The organism is Clostridiales bacterium (assembly GCA_030016385.1).
GTDB lineage: Bacteria > Bacillota > Clostridia > Clostridiales > Oxobacteraceae > JASEJN01.
This window is the reverse complement of sequence record JASEJN010000006.1, coordinates 20,934-43,934: the sequence shown is the minus strand read 5'-3', so window position 1 is coordinate 43,934 and position 23,001 is coordinate 20,934. Positions and strand designations below refer to the sequence as shown.

Sequence of the window (23,001 nt, the reverse complement as noted above, 5' to 3'; positions counted from 1 at the left end):
TAAAAACAGAGCGATATTAATAGTGTACTAGAAATTAAACTAACGCGTTAGGTAAAATCCAAAAATCGGGCATAAAGACCCGTATATTATTCACAGGGAGGAAAATATTATGATTATCAACCATAATTTAAATGCACTGAATGCTCACAGGAACATGCTTGTTAATGTTAATGCAGCAGGAAAGTCAATGGAGAAGTTGAGCTCAGGTTTAAGGATCAACAGGGCTGGCGACGATGCTGCAGGACTTTCGATTTCAGAAAAGATGAGAGCGCAGATAAATGGACTTGACACAGCTTCAAGAAATGCTCAAGATGGTATTTCACTTATCCAGACTGCCGAAGGTGCATTAAATGAAACACAATCCATACTTCAAAGGATGAGGGAATTAGCTGTACAGGCCGGCAACGATACTAATACTCCAGCCGACAGGGGACAGATACAGAAGGAAATAAATCAGCTTACATCCGAGATTACAAGGATTGGAAATACCACACAGTTCAATACGCAAAACCTGATAAACGGCGGCAGCGCAGTTACATCCGGAGATACAAAGACATTTGTATTCCAGATAGGCGCTAATGAAGGACAGACATTTAAAGCAGACTTTGGAGATATGAGATCTGTTGCTTTAGGTATATCAGCAGCTTCAGGCGCAAATTTTGCATCAGCCACAACCGATGCATTGACAGATGTTACGGCCGGAACTGAATATGCACTCTCAGTAGGCAATGCAACTGTTGCCGGAAATGCGGTTTCAGTTATAAGTGCGGCAATCGATACAGTGTCAAGCGAAAGAGCAAAGCTCGGCGCATATCAGAACAGGTTGGAGCATACAATAGCAAACCTTGGTACTTCATCCGAAAACCTTACAGCTGCAGAATCAAGGATAAGAGACGTAGACATGGCAAACGAGATGGTTACATATTCAAAGAACAACATACTGGCACAGGCCGCTCAGGCAATGCTTGCCCAGGCAAATCAACAGCCACAGCAGGTACTGAGTCTTTTAAGATAATCATTGTTCCAGTTTTAGGGAGGCTTGGCCTCCCTTTTTTATAATTTCAGGATGATTTAAAAAGGAGTATGCTATGAAAGGTTTAAGTATATTTGTAAGAAAAGACGCGGATAAAATAAATAATTGTCTGCAGGACATAAAACCGCTTATCGAGGATGGTAAGTCCGATATTTTTATATGCAGCGATAAAGATGCCGGCATCGATACGGAATATAAGCATGATATCATCGGCTATTCGGGGAAAGATAAAGATTTTAATAATTTCTGCCTTTCATTGTGCGACAGCGATATGGCAATGATTATCGAAAAAGGGATGGAATTAACCATAGATGTTTCCAATGAAATAAAAGGTATTCTTAAAAATGTCGGATGCAGCATTTTATGCACTATAAAAAGATATATAAACAGTAAAAAGACAGAATATTATATGGATGAAAAGACAATCGTGTCCAGTAAAACTTCAGAAGATACAGTAAAATTAAAGGCGGTAATTGAAGATACCTCTCTTATAAATCCTGATATAGATTCCATCGGATATAATCTATCCAGTATAGCTGACAGTGGAAAATATGATGAGCTTTTTTTGTGGTACCAAAATTTTGTCTCAAATAAGAGCAGGAAATTCAAACTAAAATTTTTTGAAAACCTTGAAAAATATAAAAGTACAGCGGACTGCAATACGGATACAATCCTTGAGAACAAATTTAAAAATATCAATTTTGCAAATTACAGTAAATATCTGACTGTAAAAAAGTTGTACAGAGAAAGATTGGAAGGATACAAAGATAAGATTATCGATATATTGAACAGTGCTGAATTGGAAGATGATGAAACGTACTTCGGCTATTTTTTAATGGATATATTAAGAAGTGGTGAAATTGCAACGGAAATAATACAGGCGATGGGTGCCGAACTACTGGCGGATTGTTTTAAGTACCTGCTTGAATATGAAAATAATTTCTATTTATATATATATAATTATATGATTTCCATAGACTTAAAGAAGGAAATAAGCAGAAAAAACAATATACATATTGCAGATTATATAAATATCATAAAGATATATATAGGGTTTATGTCAGATAAATCTTATGATATCGAAAAGAAGCAAAAGCTTGTGCAGATGTTTATCGACTATACCAATTATGGCTTTTATTTATTGAACAATGCGGCACGAAAAGGTAAGGTTTTGCCCCCCGATAACGAGACTTTGTTTCTGATAGATGTCGATAAGTCCATAAGCATGCTTAACAATGGTAAAACCGAAGAGGGCATAAGTTTATTGAAAGCTGCATCGGTTAAATATCCTCTTATGGCAAGAGCTGTTGAATATTATATACAGAGGATAAGGCTCGAGAATAAAAAGTATCCTTATAGACTCAGTATATGCATGATCGCAAAAGACGAACAGAAATACCTTGGAGGGTGCTTGTCCAGTATAAAACCCTTGCTGGATAGTAAAACAGCCGAGCTTATTTTTGTGGATACGGGTTCGAAGGATAAAACTATTGAGATAGCGAAAAAATATACGGATAAAATATATATCCACCCATGGCAGAACAGTTTCTCCGAGGCGAGGAACTACAGCATATCTCTGGCAAACGGTGAGTACATATTAATACTTGATGCGGATGAGGAACTGGAGAAAGACTCAATTAAAAAGTTAATTGAGCTTTTTAATGGTGACGGATATAATCAGTACAGTACATATACATTCAAGGAGAAAAATTTCTCGGATAAAGAACATAAAATTTTTTCAATGCTTGTAAGAAAAGCTATATTCAAGAATGACGGCTCATTTTATTATGCAGGCAGTGTGCATAATCAGCCTGTCTCAAAATTACCGCTAAAAAATCTTGATGTTACGCTGCTGCATTATGGATATATAATGACACCGGATATAAAAGATAAAAAATTCAAAAGGACATCTTCACTGTTGAAAAGGGAGCTTAAAGGTAATCCGCAGAATATATACTACAGGTTTCAGCTAAGTGTAAGCTATTCGATGCACGGCGACAATAAGGAAGCTCTCGAGCAGGTGGAGATATATTTAAAGCTTCTTGAGAATGCCGATAAAAAAGATATAAATCTTATGTATTACAGCAATGCGGCGCTTGTATATTTTAACAATTCCCTGCATGGCAGGGCAATCGAAATCTGCGATTATGTATTGGAATTGCAGCCTGATTTTATAGATTGCATATATTTTAAGGCAAAAGCGCTATTCATAAAAGAAAATTATGATGAATGCATCAAAGTTTCCAGGCAATATTTAAATCTTTTAGATGAATTTTCAAGCCATAGTATATCGAATGATGACAGATATCTGTTTTACAGCTTGGGGTCAAAAAATGATATATTCAACACATGCATGATGTCATATTTTCTTATGAAAAATTATAGAGAATGCGTGAATATGGCAGGCAGCTTTGATGATGAAGCGTTGAAGATAAATCTTCGCGAGATAGTCGAGAGCTGTCTGCAACTGCAAAGGTATGATTATCTCGTAAGCCTTTATGGAAACAGAATCCGAAAAGGCAGCCAAAATAAAATTAGGGATGCCTTCAAATATTATTTAGAGCAGGGCTTATTTAAATGTCCGGAAGAAGAGCAGAGAAAATGTACGATAGCTTTTGCAAAGTCCGATATCGACGATGACTATATAGATTTGTTCAGGGTAAGGGCTGGAGGAGGAATAAAGCAGGATCCCCACAGGATGTTGCATTTTATCGACAAATATGATATAGGCGAAGCAGATTATATAACCGGAAATATGATCATCGAATCGACACTTCCGATGCTGAACGAATATAAAGCAAGTGATGAGTGGGATATTATAGAGCTGAAAAATTTGAAAAGGGCGGCAGGATTTATTCTTAACCGTAGCCTGAACCTTAAGGAATATCTTAAATTGGACAGGCAGCAGCTCTTAAGTATACTCGATAAATATATAAACATATGTGCTTACATGATAAAGATCGGAAGGCGGGACTTACTGGAGCAAAAAGAAATATCGTTTGTCGGAAGTATACTTGATGCTTTTAACAGGCTGCAAAAAAATGATTTAGTAGGCTGCCTTAAACTAATAAAGGATGGAGTAACTCAATATAAGGAAATGGCAAAGCCCATGGAGCTCTTTCTGGGAAAGATTGTTCCAGGATATAAAGCCGATGTTGAAGATTATGAGAAGGAAAAGGCAGGATATGAATTAAATCAATACGGAAAAAAGATCAAGAGCAGGATAAAGGGCTTCATAGAAAATGGCGATGTCGATAATGCTTCGGTTTTAATAAATGAATATGAGATGATCATTAAGGACGATGCTGAAATCTGTTCATTCAAAGCTGTAATTGCCATTATGGGAAATAATTTTAAGCAGGCTGAACAGATTTTAATGTCCGGACTTGAGTCTCATAAAAATGATTTCGATTTGAACTATAATCTCGCATATGCATATGATAAACTCGGTAACTTTAAGGGCGCACTGGAACATTACAGGATTGCCCTTAGCAATTGCAAGGGTGATGATATAAAAAGTGAAATAGCCGCCGAAATTCAAAATATAGAAAAAGGGCATAAGGATTTATTGAAACCCGAGAAGAAGAAAATAGTCTTCTTCTCAAAAGGTGATGATAGTTTCATATGGGATATAATAAACGAACTGTCAAGGGAATATGAAACCAGAAAGATTACCGTAACGAATCTAAAGCAAATCGATGAAGGCATGGAATGGGCTGACATATGCTGGTTTGAATGGTGCGATGAACTTGTAATATACGCAAGTAAACTCTCTATAGCAAGGGATAAAAAGATTATCTGCAGGCTGCACAGCTATGAAGCATTTACAACTTATCCTCAGAACGTAAATTGGAATTATGTCGATAAAATAATATTTGTTTCAGACGGTATAAGAAATTATGTTACTGAAAAATTCAATTTGGATAGAGATAAGACATTGGTAATACCAAATGGCATAGATATCGATAAATATACATTCAATAAAAGAAAACCGGGTTTCAATATAGCTTATGTTGGATACATAAACTATAAAAAGGGACCTATGCTTTTGCTTCATACTTTTAAGGCAGTATATGATAAAGATAGAAGATACAAATTATATATCGCCGGAAAGTTTCAAGATGAAAGATATATACTTTATTTCAAACAGATGGCGAAAGAATTTGGCATCGAGAATAATGTTTTTTATCAAGGCTGGCAGGATGATATAAATGCATGGCTCGATGATAAGGACTATATTTTATGCACGAGCGTTCTTGAATCCCAGAACATAAGTGTAATGCAGGGAATGTGCAAGGGTATTAAACCTGTTATCCATAATTTCGTCGGCGCAAAGAAAATTTACGAAGAAAGATATATATGGAATACTATAGATGAAGCAGTAGAGATGATTGTTTCAAATAGATATGATTCTAACGAATATAGAAGATTTATAATCGACAATTATTCTTTAGTTAAACAGTTGACGAATATAAGAAAATTATTTGATGCAGATGATTACGGATTTGATGCAGGCGATGATAGCAAATCGGTTTATAATTTTACTTATGAAGATAAAGAAATAAAATTTTATTTGCCCTACTTGAAGGATTGGATTCAAAATATAATTTATATCACAAGAAATTTTTATGAGACAGCTATGTTGGAGGATATAAGGAAAAGAATAGGACAAAATAAAGTCTTTATTGATGTGGGGGCAAATATTGGAAATCATACTGTATACTTTTCAAAAGTTTGTGATGCAAAAAAGGTATATTCATTTGAGCCGCAAAAAATTGCATTTGATATTTTAAAGAGGAATGTTAGAATAAACAATATCCAACATATAGTAGAATTGTTCAATTTAGGCGTAGGCAAAGCAAACGACAGGGCACAAATGATAATATTAGACAATAACAATTTGGGAATGAGCAAAGTAAAGAAGACACCTTATGGTAATATTGAAATCAATTCGTTAGACAATCTCTTATATAGAAAAAATGATAATATTGATCTAATAAAAGTCGATGTCGAGGGCATGGAATTGGAAGTTTTAGAAGGAGCTGAAAAAATAATAAAAAAGTGTAATCCTTTAATTTATGTAGAAGCGAATAGTATCGAGGAATTTGATAAGATTAATGCTTATCTGAAAAATTTCGGTTATAAAGCTATTTACAGATTTAATGCGACTACAACATATCTATTTGCCCCAAATTTACAGTAATTCAAGGTAACATCAAATGAATGTTTAAATTATCTGTTTATTAAATCTTAAGTATATACGCGAGATACCGATAAAATAACAAGAATAAACTATAAACTTTTAAGAGGTGTTTATCTTGAATATAACGGGTGTAAATATAGCCGTTCATGAGAATCAGGTTGATTACAAGAAAATTTCAGAAGGTAAAAATACCGTGGATAAAAAAGAGAAGGACAATAGCGGCAATGATTTGAATTTCGCAGTCCATATAGCAAATGAAGTGCTCTCAAAAGGCAGTACGCGCCTGAAATTTGAGATTTACGGGATATCCAATTCTGTAGTAGTTAAAGTGTTGAATAATGAAACAGGTGAGGTAATAAGGGAGATTCCGCCGGAAAAAATAATCGACATGATCGACAAATTTTGTGAAATGGCGGGGATACTGGTTGATGAGAGAAGGTAATTTCGCATGTCACAGCCTGTTGTACTAAATAAAATAGATCCTGTAATCGTCAATAATGTGAGGCAGAAGACGGCCGAGGAGATTGTCCATACATATGACAAAACGAGGGTTTCAAAGGATAAAAAACAGAAAAAGGAAAATGGCGGACAATCCCAAAATAAGAGGATGAAAAATAAAATGGATAAGTTCAATTCTCTTCTAAAAGCTATGGATATCGATGTGACCTTCGAACTGGGCGTAGATGGAGTAACGGCTGTAGATAAAAATGGAAGAGCTATAAAAACGTATACAAAAGATGCGGTTGTGGAGCTGTTTAACAAAATGCATGATATGATAGGCATATTCATAGATGAAAAGATGTAGAGGCAAATGTTGCCGTTTAAAATAATAAAATTCATATCGATGAATAAAGGGTGCATACAGTTTAACATTCTTCAAATATAAAAAATGCATCCATGAATAAGGGAAAGGAGGGAAAAACCTATGCAGAACAATCCGTCGAATGCTTATACGTTATATCAGCAAAATGAAGTGCTTACAGCATCAAAAGGTAAGCTTCTTATAATGCTCTATGACGGGTCAATTAAATTTTTAAGGCTTGCAAAGATTTCAATAGATGAAAAAAATATAGAAAATACAAATAAATATATTTGCAAAACGGAAAATATCATCTCGGAACTCATGGCTACACTCAACATGGATATGGAAATTTCAAAGAATCTATATGCGCTTTATGATTATATGAAGAGAAGCCTTATGGAGGCTAATATTAAAAAGGATAAAGGCACTATAGATGAAATATTAAGCATGGTTTCGGAGCTTAAGGATACATGGGAAGAGGCATCGAGGATAGCACGTTGATTCTAAGGGAACATCGGTTAAAAACGGTTTATGTAAAGCATAACCGTTATTTTTTTGCAAAAATTTATTTATTATTCTTTGATAAGGTACTTTTTTTATATTTGAATAATATTATTCAAATAATTTATATACTTGAATCTGGCGAATGAGTGTTCAAAATAACATAAACTCATATTGCGAATCAAAGTCCAATCGATATTTTATATAGATTTTATTTTATATTTGAATAATATTAAAAAAATCTTTAAAAATGACAAATTTTTTATTACAAGTTATGGAATAATAGTAAATTCGATGTTATAATATATGATAATATATTATATGACATAAATATATAAATCTTAACATTTATGCAGGAATTAGCATTTATTTTGTCGTATAGTATACAGCAAAAGAATGTGAGGTGGAGATATGGAAGATCTGACTTATGGTTTGATCAAAAAATCACTGGATGCATCGGCGTTAAGACAAAAAGTAATAGCTAATAATATTTCTAACATAAATACAAAGAACTTTAAGAGATCTGACGTAGTATTCGAGGACATATTAAAAGATAAGCTTGGGGACGGAGAGCTTACTGATTCGGTGGAGCCGGAGGTTGTAAAGGATAGTAGTACAAGCATGAGAGAAGATGGAAACAATGTTGACATCGACTATGAAATGACCAACATGGCGGCGAATGAAATACTTTATAATACTATGATTACCCAGTTGAATACAAAATATAGCATTTTAAGATATTCAATAGAGGAAGGGAGTAAATAATCATGCAGGTATTTAAGGCTTTGAGGATAAGCGAAAGCGGGCTTTCTGCAGAGAGGCTCAGAATGGATACTATAGCAAGCAATATTGCCAATTCTAAAACTACCCGTACTGAAAATGGCGGGCCATACATACGGAAAATAGCAGTCTTTCAGGAAGATTTAGACAGAGAAATAAATAAAACATCTGATAATAGTCAATTTGATGGGAACGGCATAAAAGCAGTCGGAATAACCGATGATAGCAGGACGCCGTTTAACAGGGTATATGATCCTTCAAATCCTGATGCTGGACCCGATGGATATGTTGAAATGCCAAATGTAGACGTACTGAAAGAAATGGTGGATATGATATCATCCACAAGAGCATATGAAGCGAATGTTACGGCTGTAAACGCTGAGAAAAGCATGTACCAGAAAGCTCTTGAAATAGGAAGGTAGTGTTAAAGATGAGAATAGAAAAGAGCGCGTTTGATTTTAATATACAGCAGGATAATAAATCAAAAAATAATGTTTCCGTACCTTTTGGGGATTATCTGAAGGACGCGTTAGATTCTGCAAATGATTTGCAGATTAATGCAGACAATGAGACACAGAAATTAATAACCGGTCAATCTACCGATATACATCAGGCCCTTATCGCTGCCGAGGAAGCAAGAATACAAATGGAGCTTGTCGTTCAGGTCAGGAACAAGCTTATGGATTCATATCAAGAAATAAGCAGAATGCAGATATAAAGAGGCTCATATAAGATATGGGTACAATTCGGGATCTGTTAAAGAATACTAAGGAACGATGGAATAAACTGAGCAAAGGGCGAAGGGTAGGAATAATTGTTTTATCCAGTGGAGTTATTATTTCAATAATCTTTTTTATAGCTTTTTTAAGTAAACCAAAGTATGAACCGCTTTTTTTAAATATTTCACAGGAAGATATGGCAAAGGTTGTAACCGAGTTGAAAAAGGGAAAAACTCCTTATAAATTGCAGGGCAGCAGCGTTCTAGTGCCTGCAGGGAAAGTACAGGAAGTCAGGCTCGATGTGATATCGTCTGGAGCGCTTCCGTCTTCCGGAAAGGGTTTTGAACTTTTCGACCAGAACAAATTCGGCATGACGGATACCGAAATAAACATACAATACCAGAGGGCATTGGAAACTGAGCTTGCGAGGACAATTCAGGCTTTTAGCGAAGTAGACCAGGCTATAGTGCACCTCGTGCTTCCAAAGCAAAGTGTATTTGTAACGGAACAGGAACCTGCAAGGGCATCTGTAACATTGAAATTAAAGGATGGGCAGAAGCTTTCACAGGAAAGCGTCAAAACCATAGTTGCACTTATCTCCGGAAGTGTTCAAAATCTTCCCAAGGAGAATGTAACGGTTGTCGATAATAATTTTAACTATCTCAGCGAGAACTTATATAATGCCGATGAAAATTCGACACCATCCATAGGAAACAGGCAGGATATAAAGAGAACATTTGAAAAGCAGCTTGAGAGTAATATAAAATCCATACTCGATCCTGTTTTCAGCTCGGAAAAGGTGAAGGTGTCTGTAAATGCCGATCTCGATTTTGATACAAGGCAGACGACATCGATTCATTATGGCAAGGATCAGATAATAAAGGATCAGCATAAGCTGGTGGAAACAACACCTAACAGTTCAAGCACCAACTCGGGCAGCCCTATTGATAATCAGACGACGAATAATATACAAACGGGTACGGCAAATAATTCACCTACAACTAAAGAGGATACCACAACAAACTATGCTGTGGGACAGGATGAGGAAAAGGTGATTAAGGCTCCAGGAGAAGTTAAGAGGCTGTCAACTTCTGTTGTAATAGATGGTACCCTGTCGGATGAGCAAAAACAATCCGTTGCCAATATCGTCATGGCTGCTACCGGTTATGTAAATAATGCCGGCAGGAGTGATCTGATAAATGTTGAGGGCATGCCGTTTGATATTTCAGGCAAAAGGACCGTACAGGATGATCTGAATGCGATGCAGAACAATGATAGAATTAAAAAATATGCTGAATATATTGGATATCCTCTGGCTGCAGTATTAGGGTTGCTATTATTGCTGTTTATTGTTTCGAGAATAAGGGCATCACGTGCTAAGAGGGAAGTAGATGAGGCTATGGCCGCAGAGCCGGAAGTCGTCGATATGACAGAAAATAAACCTGTAGCTGTGAATGAGGTTGTCGAATCTCCTACAATATTAGAAGAAGAAAAAGAACAAAAACCGGATCTTACAGATGAAATTAAGAAATATGCAAATAAAAAACCGGATCAAGTTGTAGAAATAGTAAAATCCTGGCTTGCAGAAGATGAGAGGTGATTTGATTGACTGTTAAGGTTGACAAACTGACCGGGGTCCAGAAAGCTGCTGTACTGTTTATCGCATTGGGTCCTGATGTCTCATCTAATATAATTAAAAGATTGCCTGAGAAGGATATACAAAGGATAACATATGAGATTACAAATACTGCAAAGCTCAGGCCGAATTTAAAGGATATGGTTTTAGAGGAATTTATAAACCTGAATAAGGCAAAGGAATTTATAATTGAGGGCGGAGTCGAGTATGCCAAAGCACTTTTAAGCAAAGCTCTCGGCGTACAAAAGGCCATGGAGATCATAGATCAGGTTAGCGAGATAACCCATCAATACAGGCCCTTTGCTGTCGCAAGAAAGGCTGATGCCCAGCAGCTTTTAAGCCTGATATCCAATGAACATCCCCAGACGATAGCTTTGATACTGTGCCATATTCAGCCTGAAAAAGCCGGCCAGGTTTTATCAGGGCTTCCTGAAGATAAGCAATACGATGTGGCAAAGAGGATCGCATCGATGAAAAGCACATCACCCGTGGTTGTACATGAGGTTGAAAAAGTACTTGAAAAGAAATTATCAAATGTCATAAGGCCTGATGTGGCATCTATAGGCGGTGTGGATTCCTTAGTGCAAATCCTGAATCAGGTTGACCGTGGAACGGAGAAAAGCATCATAGAACATCTCGGGAAAGATGAACCTGAATTGGCTGAAAAAGTTAGATCCAACTTGTTTGTATTTGAAGATATAATCAATCTTGATAATGCTTCGATACAAATTGTTTTAAGAGAAGTGGACAATAAAGATTTAGCTCTTGCTTTGAAAGGATGTTCCGAAGAGGTTTCGGATGCTATTTACAGGAATATGTCAAAGAGGGCAGGTGCCCTGTTAAAGGAGGATATACAGTACTTAGGTCCTGTAAGGCTTATGGATGTTGAGAAAGCGCAGCAGAACATCGTAAGCATAATAAGAAGGCTAGACGAAACAGGTGAGATAATAATTGCAAGAGGTGGAGAAGATGCAATTATCGTATAACATAATAAAAAATAATAAAGTTAATAGCAATTTTGTTTATACAGTTACTACACCTCTAATAGAGCTTAAGCAGAGTAAAGAAGATACTGAAAATAAAACGGAAGATTGCGCTGAAACAGTAGATTTAGAAAAAATAAACAAGCAGGCAGATGAAATATTACATAAGGCCGAAGTAAAAAGCAAGCAGATAATAGAGCTTGCAAATGCAAAGGCCCAGAAGATAAAGGAGAGCGCATATAATACAGCTTTTGAAAAAGGACACACAGAGGGGCTTGAAAAGGGATGGCAGGATGGATTCAACAAGACGCTGGAAATCAGAAAGAATGCCGAATATGTACTGAAGGATGCCCATAGGGAAGCTGCGGATAATATCAAGAAACAAAAAAATGAGATATTGGGCTTGGCCTTAACTATCGCGGAGAAGATAATCAGGTATGAAGTCGATACAAAGGATACGGCGGTAATAAATATCGTAAAGAGTGCTATTGAGAACACGGTTGCTAAGGGACAAATAGTAATAAGGGTCAATCCCATGGATTATGCTGCTCTCGATTGTGAGAGGGCGAACCTTTCAAAATATGCGGGAGAGAATGTAGCGGTAAATATCGTAAAGGATAACGATGTTGGCCGTGGCGGATGTATGATAAACACAAAAAACGGCATGGTCGATGCCCGGATAGACAGACAGCTGGATAGAATAAAACATATTCTTTTAGGATGATAATTATGGAGCAAATTGGTTTTAAGTATTTGAAAAGCTTGATTGAATCGACGAATACCATAGAGAGTGTAGGAAAGGTCAGCAAGCTTATAGGACTTACTATTGAGGTTGAAGGAATAAAATCTTTTATTGGCGAAGTCTGCTGGATTTTTTCCGGGAATATGGAGAATCCTGTTTTATCCGAAGTGGTTGGTTTTAAGGAAGATAATATAATCTTGATGCCTCTTGGCGAGCTTAAGGGAATAGGCCCCGGCTCCATAGTAAAGCCAACAGGTAAAATGCTTACAGTAAGGGTAGGCGATGAACTTTTAGGAAAGGCCTTAGATGGCCTTGGCAATCCATTAAATGGTGGAAAGATCGACGATTATATACTGTACCCCGTAAATAATGTGCCGCCAGATCCGCTTAAGAGGCCGAGAATAAGCAAAGTAATGCCGACAGGCGTTAAAGCGATCGATGGATTTTTGACATGTGGAGAAGGTCAAAGAGTTGGTATTTTCTCGGGTAGCGGTGTTGGAAAGAGCACGCTTCTTGGAATGATATCGAGGTACAGCGGGGCAGATGTAAATGTTATAGGTCTTATAGGAGAGAGAGGCCGTGAAGTTAAGGATTTTATTGAGAAGGATCTTGGAAAGGATGGAATGAAAAAGAGTGTTGTAGTATGCGCAACATCGGATCAGCCGGCTCTGGTAAGGCTTAAAGGAGCTTATACCGCAACTGCTGTTGCTGAATACTTCAGGGACAGGGGAAAGAAAGTAATGCTCATGATGGATTCTGTAACACGGTTTGCAATGGCACAAAGAGAAGTGGGCCTTGCGATAGGCGAGCCGCCGGCAACTAAGGGATATACTCCATCGGTATTTTCAATACTCCCAAAACTTTTAGAGAGGTCGGGAATGTCTGAAAAAGGTTCAATAACCGCATTTTATACAGTACTCGTGGACGGGGATGATTTCAATGAGCCTATTTCAGATGCCGTAAGAGGAATACTTGACGGTCACATAATACTTTCAAGGGATCTTGCATCAAGGAACCATTATCCTGCCATAGATATACTGTCCAGCATAAGCAGGCTTATGGATGTAATCGTCAGTAAAAAGCAAAAGGATATGGCGGGGGATCTGAGAAGCATACTTGCAACGTATAAAAATGCCGAGGATCTTATAAATATAGGCGCATATGCGAAGGGAAGCAACCCCGGTATTGATAAATCCATAAAATACATAGATAAGTTGATGGATTTCCTAAAGCAGGATAAGGATACATACATAAACTTTGACGATACGATGGATGCGATGAAGGGAATATATAAGTAGTGCAGATGATACAAAATTGCAGTGCGCATTTATGCGATAAATAGAAAACATCGGGATAGGTAGGATGGATAATGGAAAAATTTGCATTCAGGCTTCAAAAAGTTCTAGACCACAGGATGACAGTGGAAGATATAAAAAAAAGAGCATTTGTGAAATCCAGGTTAAAATATTTGAAAGAGGAAAAGAACTTGAAATGCTTTAAGGATAAATTTTCCGAACATATCGCAAAACCGGTTAAAAGTACCGGGATAGTACAGTATATTGCAAACTTTAATTATATATCGCTGTTAAAGGAAAGGATAGATGAACAGGAAAAGGTCGTAAAGCTTATTGAAGATGAGATGAATATAAAGAGAAAGGAGATGGAAGACAGCAAAAAGGATAGAAAGGTTATGGATAAGCTTAAAGAGAAAGCTAAGTTTCAATATGACATATCAGTTGACAGAGTTGAACAAAAGCAAAACGACGAATTTGGACTTTATAGTTATATGAAAGCTGATAAATTTGAAGGGAGGTGATGATTTGATAGAGATCATTAAAAATTCGATGCAAAATCAAAGCGGGCAGACCGTCAAGGATGCTTTAAAGGGAAAAGAGATTCCAGACCTGTTTGCGGCGCTTCTGTGTGCAGCATTAGGGCAAACTGTTGTTCTGCAGAATGATACGGGCAAAGATATGGCCGCCGCTCAAAAAATGGAATCAGGACAAAATGCTGCTTTTTTGAATGTTCCTTCAAAAGGCGCAGATATAACCGGATCCACGGACACCGCTGGTCAGGTTTCATTAAAAAGTGGGGCCGAGGGAGAACTTTTTGATTGTAATGGTATGCTGCAAAAGGGAGAAGAAGCAGGCAGTATGGTTAATGTTTCTGCATTAGATAAAAATACTTCGGGTGCTGTTTTGGGTAGTGATAATTCCGGAATTTTCATACCGGTACAAGGCAGCAATACTTCAAAGGTTGATGCTATATCGGAATCTTCAGGCGGCGCTAATGAAAATCATCCCATTTCAGATGAAAGTCTGCAAGAATCAGTTCAGGATGAGAAGCAGGATGGCAAAGCAAACGTCGAGGCAAACAAAGCTAAAAACACCGAGACATTTATAAAACTGGATTTGCTTAAAGGCATGCAAAAGCAGGAAACTAATGGGCAGGTTGTAAAGGACGGCATGGATAAAGAACAGCAGCAGATACATGCAGAAAAGGATGGACAGGCTAATCAGGGCGGTAAGGATGCAGATGCACAAAATAAGGAGAACAAGAACAGCAATATAAATATTGAGGAATTGATAGCACATGAAGAAACTGCTAAAAGCAATAATAATGAAGACGGAATGCCAAAGACCCGGATTGAGCAGAAAGAAGATACAGCCTCTATAGCCAAGGGTAAGGAAGTCCCATTGCAGGGTAATGTTTTTAAACCGGATGTCGCAAATAATGTTGCGGACAGTGTAAAGGCCTTTAATGCAGAGAATGGCGGCGTTCCTTATATCGATAAGGAAGACGTGCTGAATCAGATATATGACAAGATAAAGCTTTTGAGAAACAATGGCGTCTCGGAACTCAGGGTAAGCCTTAAACCGCCTGAACTCGGGGATATAGATATCAAGCTTGTGATGGAAAAGGGAAACATGTTAAGCAAAATAATAGTTGAGAACAGCCATGTTAAGGATATGCTCGAGTCAAGCATACCTGAGATTAAGGAAAGCCTTAAAGACCAGAATGTGGATGTTTCCAAATTCAGCATATCCGTAGGTTTGGAACATGGCGACACCCACAGTTTTAACAGTTTTGCAAATGAAGGCAGACAATTTTATAAAAGAAGCTATGGAAGCCACGGCGGCAGTGCTGATTTTGCCGGGCAGCCTGTTGCAGCAGAAATGAACAGCAACAATAATTCAGGCATAGTCAATATGTTAGCATAGGAGGTATAAGAGATGAAAGTATACAATGCAAGCCCTCTTGCGGGAAATATTACAACAAATGATGCCGGAAGGAATGAAATAAGCAAAGATGGTTTTTTAATGCTTCTCGCAGCAGAGCTACAGCATCAGGATCCTTTAAATGCAGGGGACAGCAGTCAGTATATAGACCAGATGGCACAGTTCTCGACGCTCGAAGAGCTGACGAATTTAAATAATTCAATCGGTACTATTCTAAATTCGGAAAAGTTTCAGCAGGGCAGCCTTATGATAGGGAAGACGGCCATGGTGGTAAATAGTGACGGTACATATGATCAGGGGATTGTAAGCAGCGTAAGATTAGAAGACGGGGAAGTCGATATTGTAATTGGCGATAAAGAATATGATGTGGACAACGTAGTGCAGTTGCAAAACGAAGGAAGTGGAAATATTGCCCTTTAGGATAATCAATGGCAAAGTTGTTCCTGTCTCTCTGCCGCAAACTGAAAGTATTGGAAATGCGAAGCGAAAAGGCACTGGCTTTCAGGAAATCTTTCAAAAGGAATTAGAGAAATCCACTGGTGTAAAATTATCGGCCCATGCCATGGAAAGGCTTAAGGATAGAAATATCAATCTTGATGATGAAGATATAAAGAGGTTGAACGATGCCATGGAAAAGGCAGATTTGAAGGGTGCAAAGGAATCCGTCCTTTTATACAAGGATATTGCTTTTGTAGCGAGCATAAAAAATAAAACCATAATAACAGCCGTCGGTAAAGATAAGGCAAATGAGAATATATTTACGAACATAGACAGTGCAGTTGTAATATATTAAAGGCCGGACCTCTTGGAGGAAGCCTTTTAGCCGCGGATTGACTGAAGCGGCGCTAATAAAAATTTGGGGAGGTTATATTATGTTAAGATCATTGTTCTCGGGAGTTTCCGGGATGAAAAATAATCAGGTAAAAATGGATGTTATTGCAAATAATATTGCAAATGTAAGTACTACGGCTTTTAAATCAGGAAGGGTGCGCTTCCAGGATATATTCAGCCAGACAATAGCCGACGCTTCATCGCCAACAGCAAACAGAGGCGGGATAAATCCGAGGCAAATAGGGCTCGGCATGCAGGTCGGAGGCATCGATACAATAATGAATCAAGGTGCACCGCAGCCTACCGGAAGGCCGTATGACCTTGCCATAGACGGAGATGGCTTTTTCATAATAAAAAAGCCTGGCGAAAATGTGTACACAAGAGACGGAGCATTTAATTTAAGCGAAGTTGCAGGCGCGGCTACAACACAGTTTAACATTGTAAACTCAGACGGCTATATTCTTCAGGGATATGCGAATACTGCGGCTGCAGGTGCTGCTCCGGTATTTGATACTAATTTATCGAATATTGTTATCAATGAAGAGGATGGGACAGGCAATAAGATCAACAGCATAAGCATTCAGGCGGATGGCACCGTATCGGCGCTATATGAAGGCGTAGATACACCTACGGTCGTAGGAAAAGTTGCCCTCGCGAGATTTACAAATCCTGCAGGACTTAAAAAGCTTGGCGGAAATAATTATGAAACGACATCCAATTCCGGTCAGCCTGAACTTGTACAAGCGGGTATAGATATTAATTCAAGCATAGAGCAGGGGACACTTGAGATGTCGAATGTCGACCTTGCAAATGAATTTACGGACATGATAATAACAAGCAGGGCTTTTCAGGCGAATTCAAGGTCCATAACTACCTCGGATGAAATGCTGCAGGAACTTTTAAATTTAAAGAGATAATGAGGTATTTATAAATGATTAAATTGACTGGCTTAAGCGGCAAAGAATTTTATTTGAACTGTGATTTGATTGAGAAGTTGGAAGTGACGCCTGATACTGTTGTTACGACAACCACTGATAAAAAATTTATTGTCCGCGAATCACCGGACGTGATCATTCAAAGAATTATAAACTTTCGAAGAAAGTATTATTCGAATATTCCGGAGGTAAGCAGAGAATGAAGAAGAGAGATTTAGCCACAATTATAGGGACGATTTTAGGCATGCTGGCCATTATAAACGGGATGGCGCTAAATGGAAATAAATACAGCCTGGGCAGCCTGAGGCCTTTTTGGGATTTGCCGTCTGTATTTATTACTATAGGTGGTTCGTTTTTTACGATAATGATAGCCTATTCTGCCGATACTTTGAAAAAACTTCCAGCATCGATTAAAAATGCTTTCATAATCAAGCATCCTTCATATGGAATGCTTATTGAAAAGTTTGTGAGCCTGTCAAAGAAGGCGAGAAAGGAAGGGTTATTATCACTTGAAGAGGAAATCGATTCTATCGATGACGATTTCCTAAAGAGTGGCATACAGATGGTGGTGGACGGGCAGGAACCCGAGACCATAAGAGATGTATTAGAGTCCGAAGTGTCTTCTATGGAAAAAAGGCATACAGATGAAATAAATCTTTTGAAATCATGGGCAGGATATGCTCCTGCCTATGGGATGATAGGAACACTTATCGGCCTTGTCCAGATGCTTGTGCAATTAAATGACCCGAGCACATTAGGTCCCGGTATGGCAAAGGCTATCGTAACGTCTTTTTATGGAGCGGTAATGGCGAATTTTATACTGGGTCCCCTTTCAAACAAACTTGAGATGAAAACATCGGAAGAATGTGAAATGAAGGAAATGATGCTTGAAGGCATACTTTCGATACAGTCGGGAGTAAATCCAAGAGTAATTGAGGACAAACTAAAGACATATCTTCCGCCAAAGGAGCGGGCAGCGCTTTCTGAGAATATGGAAAGCAAGGGCACGGTGCTTCAAAATGAGTAGGAGAAAGGCGCAAAAGAAGGAAATAAGCCAGGCATGGCTTACTACATATTCGGATACGTTAACTTTGATATTGACTTTCTTCGTATTTTTATACTCGTTTGCACTGGTAGATATCAGAAAGTTTAAAGCGGCCGCAAATTCGATAAACAGTGCATTTGGCTCGAAGGTTGCTATGTTTCAACTGGATGAAAATGGCGGAGACGCCCCCATTGTCGGAAGCGTCAATCCTTCAAATAACAGCGGTACGCAGAATGAGGCGGCATCAAATGCAAAAAAGCTAAATGATAAGATCAATGAATTCGTTAATACGAATTCATTGAAGGATTATGTAGTCGTGCGGCAGGGAAGCCGCGGAACATATATAGAGTTTAAGGATAAGGTCCTTTTCGATACGGGCAAATCCGAAATAAAGGATAAGGGTGTTTCGGTGCTTATGAAGATTGCTGAGCTTATACGTAACCTGCCATGCGATGTGGAAATAGAAGGGCATACGGATAATGTACCGATTGAAAACAGCAAATTTTCGTCTAACTGGGAGTTATCGTCGGCAAGAGCTATTAATGTATTGAATTTTTTTACTGATAACAGAGGGCTTCAAGCTGACAGATTTTCAATTTCGGCTTATGGAGAGTACAGTCCTATTGCCAGCAATGATACTCCAGAGGGTAAAGCACTAAATAGAAATGTAAGAATACTTATAGTGGCTGCAAATGATACGCAGGAAAAAAGTAATATGGAGGGTTAGTATGAATGCGCTAAAAAAAACGGGGATTGCATTATTGGCTTTGATTTTTGTAGCTGTAATTGCTCTGTTGGTTTTTATAATTTATAAATTGGGGCTTTTTACAAATAAGCAGGGAAGCGTGGCAACGGGACAGCAGCAGACTCAAAATGCTGTAAAGTCTTCTGCTAAAGAGTATACTGTAAATCTCGGCGATTTTACCGTAAATTTGCAAGACCCGGATTATAAAAGATATATGAAGGTGTCGGTTTATGCCGGCTATACTACAAAGGGGCTGGAGACTGAATTGAGTGAAAAGAATCCTGCCATTAAAGATATCATAAACGATGTTTTAAGAAGCAAAAAGCTGGATGATGTCAATTCACCGGATAAAACCAAAGCTATAAAAAAGGAACTAAAAGACAAATTAAATCCCCTGTTGTCCACAGGTCAGCTTACGAATATATATTTTAACGAAATTATTGTGCAGTGAGGACGGATAAATTATGGGCGGAGAATTTGCGGCAAGCATTATAAAGATAATAATATTTTTACCCATGATTATATTGCTTGCATATATAAGCATAAAAATCGGCGGCCGTGGTATCAGCAACATGACAAACGGCAGGATAATCAAAATAATTGAGAAAGTGCCCCTATCGGGCAAGGCTTTTCTTTGTGTGGCACAGATTGAGGATAAATATTACGCTTTAAGCTGCACAGAAAAGAGTATAGATGTTCTAATGGAGCTGAGTCCTGACATAATAAAACAGAAGAAAAATAATCAGGTTAACTTCAAGGAAGCCTTTTTAAACAATTTTAACATGCTGATTAGAAGAAAGGATAAACTATGAAAAAGAAGACAGTATTCATTATTGCCTTGATTGCGGCGGTTTCCATGCTGACATATAAAGCACATGCGGCAACCGGTACGCTGCCGATACCAAAGATAAGTTTGAATATTGATAACTCAGGGTCGCCAAAAGATTATGTGGACAGTATAAAAGTACTAATATTGATTACAGTGCTTTCCCTCGCGCCTTCTTTTATTGTGCTTATGACTTCATTTACAAGGATAATCGTAGTTCTTTCCTTTGTAAGAAATGCTTTGTCGACGCAACAGACTCCGCCTAACCAGGTGCTTATTGCATTAGCTCTTTTCCTTACGTTTTTTATAATGTCGCCTGTATACAGTAAAGTAAACAGCGAGGCGGTGCAGCCTTACCTCCAGAACAAGATAACTCAGGAGCAGGCAATTCAAATAGGCGAGAAACCCATAAAAGAATTTATGCTGAAGCAAACTTATCAGAAGGATCTTGCCTTATTTGTAGATTCGTCAAAAATCGGAAAGATAGACAAGCCCGAGGATACACCGCTCAGGGTGCTTATACCGGCATTTACCATAAGCGAGCTAAAGACAGCGTTTGAAATAGGTTTCCTGATTTATATACCGTTCATCGTAATAGATATGGTTGTGGCAAGCATACTGATGTCAATGGGCATGTTTATGCTTCCCCCTATAACGATATCGCTGCCCTTTAAGATATTGCTCTTTATAATGGTCGATGGGTGGAATCTTGTTGTAAAGTCACTAATACAAAGCTTTATGTGAGGGGTGGAAATATGAGTCAGAATTTTGTAATAGGCGTTATAAAAGATGCTCTTACGACGGTTATAACGGTGGCAGGGCCGATCGTCCTGGTTGCCCTTGTAATCGGCCTTATAATAAGCATATTTCAGGCAACGACTCAGATACAGGAACAGACGCTGACATTTGTGCCGAAGATGCTCGCCGTCTTTGTTTCGCTGATAATTTTCGGGACATGGATGCTTCGCCAGCTTACAGGGTTTGCACAGAGGATGTTTGATGCCATACCGAATTTATTAAGGTGATCGCTTGAATATACAAAATACCGAAATAATAATTTTTGTACTGGTTTTTATAAGGATAATAAGTTTCCTCGGGGTATCGCCTGTTTTCATGATAAGGGGAATACCTAATCTTTTGAAGGCAGCGACAGGAGTTATATTGACCTATTTGATATATGGTTTTGTAAGCTATAATCCGTCAGCAGTGCCGCAGAACCTTGTGGGGCTCATAAGCGCAGCAGCAGGAGAATGCCTTTTTGGGGTCATACTTGGATTTATGACCACCATGGTTTTCCAGGCAATAAGGATATCAGGCCAGCTTCTTGATATACAGGCTGGATTTTCGATGCTTAGCGAATTTGATATTAACCTTGGACGTGTATCGATACTCGGGAATTTTACATACCTTACGGGGCTTTTTATATTTTTCCTGATAAACGGGCATCACGTTTTAATTCGGAGTTTGATACAGAGTTTTAGCGCCGTGCCGGTATTTGGAGTAAACATTCCTCCCGATATGATTTCATATTTTTTAACATTGTTTCAAAATATGATGATACTTTCGCTAAAGCTTGCGGCACCGGTTGTTGTTGTACTTTTTCTTACTGATTTCACTATGGGGCTTATTTCTAGGACGGTGCCCCAGCTTAACGTTTTGATGATCGGGCTTTCGTTAAAAACGCTTATAGGAGTGCTTATATTATCAATAATTATTCCCGAACTTGTATCTTTGTATATCAAGGCATTTGAAGGGTTTACATTTAATATAAATGACTTTTTCAAATTGTTTCCTGTAGCGATAGTGTTTGCATCGAGCGATAAGACTGAAGAGCCTACTCCGAAGAAAATTGAGGATGCAAGAAAAAAAGGACAAGTCCCTAAAAGCAGAGAATTTGTTTCGGCTATAGGACTTATATGTATAACGATTATAGCCATTTCGTTAGGGGACTTAGGACTTAATACCATAGAAGATTTTTTAAGCAGGAGTCTCGTAAATTCCAGTAGTGTTCCATTTGCGGCAGGAGATTTATTTGATGTTTTTATGTATTCTGGGCAGCAGTTTATAAAAGTAACGGCTCCCCTTTTCGCAGGTGTCATGACTGTAAGTATTGCGGCAAATATCGTGCAGACCGGTTTTATACATTCTACAGAGCCTTTGAAGCCCAAACTCAGCAGGCTAAACCCTATAGAGGGTTTTAAAAGGATGTTTTCAGGAAGAGCTTTTTTCGAGCTTCTAAAATCGTCCGCCATAATAGTAATTGTAGGATATGTGATATACAGCTTCGTAATAGGTCAGTTTGACACGCTTTTAAAACTTGCTGACATGGGGCTCAAGTCCCTTATATCTGTACCTAAAAGCATAATCGATTCGATCCTCGTAAAAGTGAGCTTGGTCGTATGTGTGCTGGGTATTATTGATCTCATATACCAGAAGCGTACGTATACAAAAGAGATGAGAATGACAAAAGAAGAGGTTAAAGAAGAATTCAAGCAAACCGAAGGCGACCCCAAGATTAAATCAGCCATAAGGCAGAGGCAAAGGGAGATAGCCAGAAGGAGAATGATGCAGCAGGTACCTAAGGCAACGGTTGTTATCACAAATCCTACCCACCTGGCAGTAGCTTTAAGGTATGAGCAGGGGAAAGATGATGCCCCATATGTGGTGGCAAAAGGTGCTGATGAGATCGCCCAGAGAATAAAAGAGATCGCAAAAGAAAATAACGTGCCTATAGTGGAAAATAAATTTGTTGCGAGGCTGCTTTACAAAAAAGTTGAGATTGATGATTATGTGCCTTTTGAGATGTACCAGGTTATAGCCGAGATACTTGCTCAAGTATATAAATTAAACAAGAATAAAAGCAAAGGGCGCTAAAGCGAATAACCTTAAATTCAATTATCAATTTAAAATTTCGTATAGATAAAATGGGGTTGAAAACATTGGAAAAAAGGATTGAATCATTTAAAAGCGTTTTCTTAAAT

25 protein-coding genes are annotated in these 23,001 nt (G+C 38.1%); all 25 read left to right on the top strand.

Going from position 1 to position 23,001, the window contains the following annotated elements; genetic code table 11:
* Positions 1-109 precede the first annotated feature (109 nt).
* Complete coding sequence (gene hag / locus QME45_02645; protein MDI6617558.1) at positions 110-1,015, top strand: flagellin Hag; 906 nt, start codon at positions 110-112, stop codon at positions 1,013-1,015.
* Positions 1,016-1,088: 73 nt separating this feature from the next.
* Entirely contained in the window at positions 1,089-6,236 is a 5,148-nt protein-coding gene (locus tag QME45_02640) for an FkbM family methyltransferase (GenBank protein MDI6617557.1), read from the top strand.
* Between the two features lie 115 nt (positions 6,237-6,351).
* Positions 6,352-6,678, top strand: coding sequence for a flagellar protein FlaG (locus QME45_02635; protein ID MDI6617556.1), 327 nt, complete (start codon positions 6,352-6,354; stop codon positions 6,676-6,678).
* Between the two features lie 6 nt (positions 6,679-6,684).
* Positions 6,685-7,041, top strand: coding sequence for a hypothetical protein (locus QME45_02630; GenBank protein MDI6617555.1), 357 nt, complete (start codon positions 6,685-6,687; stop codon positions 7,039-7,041).
* 120 nt (positions 7,042-7,161) lie between these two features.
* Positions 7,162-7,539 (top strand): flagellar export chaperone FliS, encoded by a 378-nt coding sequence (fliS, locus tag QME45_02625; protein ID MDI6617554.1) that lies wholly within the window; start codon positions 7,162-7,164, stop codon positions 7,537-7,539.
* Positions 7,540-7,950: 411 nt separating this feature from the next.
* Positions 7,951-8,304: a flagellar basal body rod protein FlgB gene (flgB, locus tag QME45_02620; protein ID MDI6617553.1), complete on the top strand. Its 354-nt coding sequence runs from the start codon at positions 7,951-7,953 to the stop codon at positions 8,302-8,304.
* A gap of 2 nt (positions 8,305-8,306) precedes the next feature.
* The gene (gene flgC, locus QME45_02615; protein MDI6617552.1) at positions 8,307-8,741 is read left to right on the top strand and encodes a flagellar basal body rod protein FlgC; all 435 of its coding nucleotides are present in this window, start codon (positions 8,307-8,309) and stop codon (positions 8,739-8,741) included.
* Positions 8,742-8,749: 8 nt separating this feature from the next.
* Complete coding sequence (fliE, locus tag QME45_02610; protein ID MDI6617551.1) at positions 8,750-9,037, top strand: flagellar hook-basal body complex protein FliE; 288 nt, start codon at positions 8,750-8,752, stop codon at positions 9,035-9,037.
* 17 nt (positions 9,038-9,054) lie between these two features.
* Positions 9,055-10,638 carry a flagellar basal-body MS-ring/collar protein FliF gene (gene fliF / locus QME45_02605; protein MDI6617550.1) on the top strand — a complete coding sequence of 528 codons (1,584 nt, stop codon included), beginning with the start codon at positions 9,055-9,057 and terminating at the stop codon, positions 10,636-10,638.
* A gap of 5 nt (positions 10,639-10,643) precedes the next feature.
* Positions 10,644-11,660 carry a flagellar motor switch protein FliG gene (gene fliG / locus QME45_02600; protein ID MDI6617549.1) on the top strand — a complete coding sequence of 339 codons (1,017 nt, stop codon included), beginning with the start codon at positions 10,644-10,646 and terminating at the stop codon, positions 11,658-11,660.
* Positions 11,644-12,381 (top strand): FliH/SctL family protein, encoded by a 738-nt coding sequence (locus tag QME45_02595; GenBank protein MDI6617548.1) that lies wholly within the window; start codon positions 11,644-11,646, stop codon positions 12,379-12,381. Before fliG ends, QME45_02595 begins: the two co-directional genes overlap by 17 nt.
* Positions 12,381-13,697, top strand: coding sequence for a flagellar protein export ATPase FliI (gene fliI, locus QME45_02590; GenBank protein MDI6617547.1), 1,317 nt, complete (start codon positions 12,381-12,383; stop codon positions 13,695-13,697). Before QME45_02595 ends, fliI begins: the two co-directional genes overlap by 1 nt.
* A 71-nt stretch (positions 13,698-13,768) precedes the next feature.
* Complete coding sequence (gene fliJ, locus QME45_02585; GenBank protein ID MDI6617546.1) at positions 13,769-14,215, top strand: flagellar export protein FliJ; 447 nt, start codon at positions 13,769-13,771, stop codon at positions 14,213-14,215.
* Positions 14,216-14,219: 4 nt separating this feature from the next.
* The gene (locus QME45_02580) at positions 14,220-15,620 is read left to right on the top strand and encodes a flagellar hook-length control protein FliK (protein MDI6617545.1); all 1,401 of its coding nucleotides are present in this window, start codon (positions 14,220-14,222) and stop codon (positions 15,618-15,620) included.
* A gap of 12 nt (positions 15,621-15,632) precedes the next feature.
* Positions 15,633-16,058, top strand: a complete 426-nt coding sequence (locus tag QME45_02575) for a flagellar hook capping FlgD N-terminal domain-containing protein (protein MDI6617544.1) — start codon at positions 15,633-15,635, stop codon at positions 16,056-16,058.
* Positions 16,048-16,431: a TIGR02530 family flagellar biosynthesis protein gene (locus QME45_02570; protein ID MDI6617543.1), complete on the top strand. Its 384-nt coding sequence runs from the start codon at positions 16,048-16,050 to the stop codon at positions 16,429-16,431. The genes QME45_02575 and QME45_02570 overlap by 11 nt, the downstream gene beginning before the upstream one ends.
* Positions 16,432-16,510: 79 nt before the next feature.
* A complete protein-coding gene (locus QME45_02565; protein MDI6617542.1) occupies positions 16,511-17,386 on the top strand; it encodes a flagellar hook-basal body complex protein in 876 nt (291 codons plus the stop codon).
* 14 nt (positions 17,387-17,400) lie between these two features.
* Entirely contained in the window at positions 17,401-17,607 is a 207-nt protein-coding gene (locus QME45_02560; protein MDI6617541.1) for a flagellar FlbD family protein, read from the top strand.
* On the top strand, positions 17,604-18,431 hold the full coding sequence (locus QME45_02555) for a motility protein A (protein MDI6617540.1): 828 nt from the start codon (positions 17,604-17,606) through the stop codon (positions 18,429-18,431). The genes QME45_02560 and QME45_02555 overlap by 4 nt, the downstream gene beginning before the upstream one ends.
* Entirely contained in the window at positions 18,424-19,176 is a 753-nt protein-coding gene (locus tag QME45_02550; protein ID MDI6617539.1) for an OmpA family protein, read from the top strand. The genes QME45_02555 and QME45_02550 overlap by 8 nt, the downstream gene beginning before the upstream one ends.
* A 1-nt stretch (position 19,177) precedes the next feature.
* Positions 19,178-19,645, top strand: a complete 468-nt coding sequence (locus tag QME45_02545; protein MDI6617538.1) for a flagellar basal body-associated FliL family protein — start codon at positions 19,178-19,180, stop codon at positions 19,643-19,645.
* Positions 19,646-19,658: 13 nt separating this feature from the next.
* Positions 19,659-20,006, top strand: coding sequence for a flagellar biosynthetic protein FliO (locus QME45_02540; GenBank protein ID MDI6617537.1), 348 nt, complete (start codon positions 19,659-19,661; stop codon positions 20,004-20,006).
* Positions 20,003-20,764, top strand: a complete 762-nt coding sequence (gene fliP / locus QME45_02535; protein ID MDI6617536.1) for a flagellar type III secretion system pore protein FliP — start codon at positions 20,003-20,005, stop codon at positions 20,762-20,764. The genes QME45_02540 and fliP overlap by 4 nt, the downstream gene beginning before the upstream one ends.
* Before the next feature lie 11 nt (positions 20,765-20,775).
* On the top strand, positions 20,776-21,045 hold the full coding sequence (fliQ, locus tag QME45_02530; protein ID MDI6617535.1) for a flagellar biosynthesis protein FliQ: 270 nt from the start codon (positions 20,776-20,778) through the stop codon (positions 21,043-21,045).
* Between the two features lie 4 nt (positions 21,046-21,049).
* Positions 21,050-22,894, top strand: coding sequence for a flagellar biosynthesis protein FlhB (flhB, locus tag QME45_02525; protein MDI6617534.1), 1,845 nt, complete (start codon positions 21,050-21,052; stop codon positions 22,892-22,894).
* Positions 22,895-23,001 lie beyond the last annotated feature (107 nt).

What these genes read in the sequence shown, in the direction of transcription:
- fliJ (MDI6617546.1), top strand. Translation starts at nt 13,769, where the DNA reads ATGGAAAAATTTGCATTCAGGCTTCAAAAAGTTCTAGACCACAGGATG.
- fliQ (MDI6617535.1), top strand. Translation starts at nt 20,776, where the DNA reads ATGAGTCAGAATTTTGTAATAGGCGTTATAAAAGATGCTCTTACGACG.
- QME45_02560 (MDI6617541.1), top strand. Translation starts at nt 17,401, where the DNA reads ATGATTAAATTGACTGGCTTAAGCGGCAAAGAATTTTATTTGAACTGT.
- flgB (MDI6617553.1), top strand. Translation starts at nt 7,951, where the DNA reads ATGGAAGATCTGACTTATGGTTTGATCAAAAAATCACTGGATGCATCG.
- fliS (MDI6617554.1), top strand. Translation starts at nt 7,162, where the DNA reads ATGCAGAACAATCCGTCGAATGCTTATACGTTATATCAGCAAAATGAA.
- flgC (MDI6617552.1), top strand. Translation starts at nt 8,307, where the DNA reads ATGCAGGTATTTAAGGCTTTGAGGATAAGCGAAAGCGGGCTTTCTGCA.
- fliP (MDI6617536.1), top strand. Translation starts at nt 20,003, where the DNA reads ATGAAAAAGAAGACAGTATTCATTATTGCCTTGATTGCGGCGGTTTCC.
- QME45_02640 (MDI6617557.1), top strand. Translation starts at nt 1,089, where the DNA reads ATGAAAGGTTTAAGTATATTTGTAAGAAAAGACGCGGATAAAATAAAT.
- QME45_02550 (MDI6617539.1), top strand. Translation starts at nt 18,424, where the DNA reads ATGAGTAGGAGAAAGGCGCAAAAGAAGGAAATAAGCCAGGCATGGCTT.
- QME45_02545 (MDI6617538.1), top strand. Translation starts at nt 19,178, where the DNA reads ATGAATGCGCTAAAAAAAACGGGGATTGCATTATTGGCTTTGATTTTT.
- QME45_02595 (MDI6617548.1), top strand. Translation starts at nt 11,644, where the DNA reads ATGCAATTATCGTATAACATAATAAAAAATAATAAAGTTAATAGCAAT.
- QME45_02630 (MDI6617555.1), top strand. Translation starts at nt 6,685, where the DNA reads ATGTCACAGCCTGTTGTACTAAATAAAATAGATCCTGTAATCGTCAAT.
- QME45_02540 (MDI6617537.1), top strand. Translation starts at nt 19,659, where the DNA reads ATGGGCGGAGAATTTGCGGCAAGCATTATAAAGATAATAATATTTTTA.
- fliE (MDI6617551.1), top strand. Translation starts at nt 8,750, where the DNA reads ATGAGAATAGAAAAGAGCGCGTTTGATTTTAATATACAGCAGGATAAT.
- QME45_02565 (MDI6617542.1), top strand. Translation starts at nt 16,511, where the DNA reads ATGTTAAGATCATTGTTCTCGGGAGTTTCCGGGATGAAAAATAATCAG.
- QME45_02555 (MDI6617540.1), top strand. Translation starts at nt 17,604, where the DNA reads ATGAAGAAGAGAGATTTAGCCACAATTATAGGGACGATTTTAGGCATG.
- QME45_02575 (MDI6617544.1), top strand. Translation starts at nt 15,633, where the DNA reads ATGAAAGTATACAATGCAAGCCCTCTTGCGGGAAATATTACAACAAAT.
- fliF (MDI6617550.1), top strand. Translation starts at nt 9,055, where the DNA reads ATGGGTACAATTCGGGATCTGTTAAAGAATACTAAGGAACGATGGAAT.
- hag (MDI6617558.1), top strand. Translation starts at nt 110, where the DNA reads ATGATTATCAACCATAATTTAAATGCACTGAATGCTCACAGGAACATG.